This window comes from Nocardia sp. NPDC004722 (assembly GCF_053601505.1).
Window position 1 is genome coordinate 1 of sequence record NZ_JBSGBY010000828.1, and the last position, 2,939, is coordinate 2,939.

The following is a 2,939-nucleotide window of genomic DNA, read 5'->3' on the forward strand; positions in this document are numbered from 1 at the left end:
GAAGCCGGACAACAAGTGCCAGATCGCGGCCGCCGACGTGAGCGGTCCGTGGGGAACCGTGAGCGCGGACGGCACGGTCACGCTGACGCTGGGCAGCGGGCACGGCAGCAATAAGAAACTGCGGGTGATCTGCGAGGACCCCAAGCGCGGGGACACCAGCATGCATACCGTGCGCGCGGACCGGGTGAGCTTCGACGGCATCCTGTCACCGCTGCGCCAGATCATGCACAACCGATTCTTCGGGGCTAGATAACTCTCATTGCTCTCAGGGGCTCCGCCCCCGAACCCCCTCGAGATTTTGGGGGGCGCTGCCCCCGAACCCCCAGCCTCAATGCCCGGCGCGCGCCGTGGCGACCGCGGACCTGACCGCCGGGACCGTCTCTGCGACGAAGTGGCGGGTCGGCCCCTCGCCGTCCGGGTCGACCGGCAGCAGGAATTCGCTGAGGCCGTGGGCGAGAGCCAGATCCGTGAGCTGAGGTGGCGTCATGGTCGGGTCGATGACGTAGGCGCGGCGGATCAGGGCGGGGATGCGGCCGGATTCGCGGGCGCCGGTATCGATGCCGGCCATCAGGGCGGCCAGGTTCTCCGGCGGGGCGTAGCTGACGCTGCCGAGCCAGCCGTCGGCGAGTTCGCCGGTCATACGCAGAGCGCGGGGGCCGTAGACGCCCAGCCAGATCGGGATCGGATGGGCCGGGGCCGGACCAGGTTTCGCGCCGCGCAGGGGGTAGAAATCGCCGGGTAGGTGGGTGCGCTCGCCCTCGCCCCACAGGGCGCGCAGCACGCCGACGGCCTCGCGCAGCGCGGTGAGCGCCTGGCCAGGCGTGCGGCGGGTCCCGCCCATGGCCTCGATGGCGTCCCAGAACGCGCCCGCGCCCAGGCCGAGTTCGACCCGGCCGCCGCTGAGCAGGTCGAGGCTGGCGGCGCCGCGGGCCAGCACCGCGGGCGGGCGCAGCGGCAGGTTCGCCACGGCGGGCATGAGGGTCAGATTGCGGGTGACCGCGGCCAGATAGGACAGCAGGGTCCAGGTGTCCAGGAAGGCGGGCTGATACGGATGATCCTGCACCGCCAGCACTTCCAGCCCGGACTCGTCGGCCTGGCGCACCAGGCGCAGCAGCGAACGTCCGCGCGCCGCCTCGGGCGGAACGAAGATCCCGAACCTCAGCTCATGCCCGTAATCCGCCATAGCGAATATCAAGCTACCGCGTGACGGGGGCTGGGCGGGGCACCGGGTGTCTTTTCGGCGATTCCGGGTGGCGGTCCACGTTTCAGATCGTGATCAACCGGCAATCCGATTCCATAGTCGTTGCCGGGCAACGAATTACAATCGGAGACGGGCCCTCCCGGGCGAGGGCCGGTCTTTTCGAAGGGACGTGCGCGGTGCAGGTTCACAGCACGATCGAGTCGGCCCACAAACATCTCCGCGCGGTGGATCCCTCCGCCCTGGCGCACGCGCGGAACCGGTTGGCGGAGACCGGAATAGCGCGGTTGAGTTTCCTGCTGCCGCATCGCGTCAAACGGGTGCTCGCCGCCGAGGCGCTGACCCTGCTCGACCATCACCGGCAGTGGGGCGAACTGCTGCCCGAGGGCGAGGGCAGCGCCCGCCAGCGGGTGCAGCTGGCCGAGCCGGAGGTGGCCGCGCACGCCGCCTGCATCCCGGCGCTCTACGACTGTGAACCCTTGCGGCACAACCTCTCCCTCATCGCCACCGAACCCGTGCTGGCCCGCACCGACGACCGCCGCTACCGGGTCAGCAGGCACCACCATGACGATGTCGCGGGTCAATGGCACTGGGACGACTACGCTTTCGCCCTCATCCTGGTGGTGGAGTGCCCGCCGCTGGCCGACGGCGGCTTCGTGCAGACGGTGGCCCACACCCACCGCGACTGGGACCACGACGACATCTATCGGACCTTGACCCGCAACCCGATTCACTCCTGGGAGCTGCACCCGGGCGACCTCTACCTGATGCGCGCCGACACCACCCTGCACCGCGTGCACCCCTTCGTGAACGGCCGCCGCACCACGGTCTCGATGGCCTTCGCCTCGCGTACCGACGCCGAACGGGAGGCGGATCGGCGGGCGGCCGAACTCGCCACGCGGTAGCTGGGCGGGGTTTACGCTCGCCCGTTCCGGGTACGACGAATCAGATAGAGTGTTAACTTGATTCACCATCACAGCGGGGGGCAGTGTCGCCGCACCCGTGTCCGCTCGGGGCAGTTCTGCCCACCCGGCTTAGGCGACTCCCATGGATCTTCTCAATCCGCTCGACGCCATCTTCCTGGCCATCGAATCCCGTGAACACCCCATGCACGTGGGCGGCCTGCAACTGTTCGAGCCGCCCGCCGACGCGGGGCCCGACTACACCCACGAGCTCTTCGCGGCCATGTCCGCGAAAACCGAGGTGCGCACCCGCTTCCGCCGTCGGCCCAGCCGCCTGCTCGGCGGCTTCTCCAGCCTCGCCTGGTCGCATGCCGAGAACGTGGATCTGGGCTACCACCTGCGCCGATCCGCCCTACCCGCGCCCGGCGACATGGCGGATCTGCTGGATCTCACCGAGCGGTTGCACGGCATTCTGCTGGATCGGCACCGGCCGCTGTGGGAGGGCCGGCTCATCGAGGGCCTGTCCGACGGCCGCTTCGCCATCTACATGAAGATGCATCACGCCCTCATCGACGGCGTCTCGGCCATGCGGCTGTTGCAGCGCACCCTCACCGACGATCCGCTCGACACCAATCTGTCGGTGCCGTGGGGCACCCCGCCGGTGCCGCGCGACGACAGCGCCGAACCCGAGAGCCCGTGGGCGCAGGTGCGGCGGTCGGTGCCGCGCATCCTCCGGGCCACCGGATCGATCGCCGCGCCGTTGCGGGGCGCGATCGAGGGACGGCTCACCATGCCGATGACCGCGCCGCGCACCATGTTCAACACCTCCATCGGCGGGG

The 2,939-nt window shown here is 69.9% G+C and carries 4 protein-coding genes; 3 read left to right on the forward strand and 1 reads right to left on the reverse strand.

Annotated features, from left to right (window positions below; genetic code table 11):
* Positions 1-253 (forward strand): hypothetical protein (locus tag ACWELQ_RS42590; RefSeq protein WP_452402660.1); only part of this gene is annotated, 253 nt, incomplete at its 5' end.
* A 75-nt stretch (positions 254-328) separates the two neighbouring features.
* Here ACWELQ_RS42590 and ACWELQ_RS42595 read toward each other — a convergent pair.
* Positions 329-1,183 carry an LLM class flavin-dependent oxidoreductase gene (locus ACWELQ_RS42595; RefSeq protein WP_452402661.1) on the reverse strand — a complete coding sequence of 285 codons (855 nt, stop codon included), beginning with the start codon at positions 1,181-1,183 and terminating at the stop codon, positions 329-331.
* A 194-nt stretch (positions 1,184-1,377) separates the two neighbouring features.
* On the opposite strand from ACWELQ_RS42595, the gene ACWELQ_RS42600 reads away from it, so the two are divergent.
* Both ACWELQ_RS42600 and ACWELQ_RS42605 read left to right on the forward strand, forming a co-directional pair.
* Complete coding sequence (locus ACWELQ_RS42600) at positions 1,378-2,103, forward strand: HalD/BesD family halogenase (protein WP_452402662.1); 726 nt, start codon at positions 1,378-1,380, stop codon at positions 2,101-2,103.
* A 142-nt stretch (positions 2,104-2,245) separates the two neighbouring features.
* On the forward strand, positions 2,246-2,939 hold a 694-nt coding region (locus ACWELQ_RS42605; protein WP_452402663.1), incomplete at its 3' end, for a wax ester/triacylglycerol synthase family O-acyltransferase.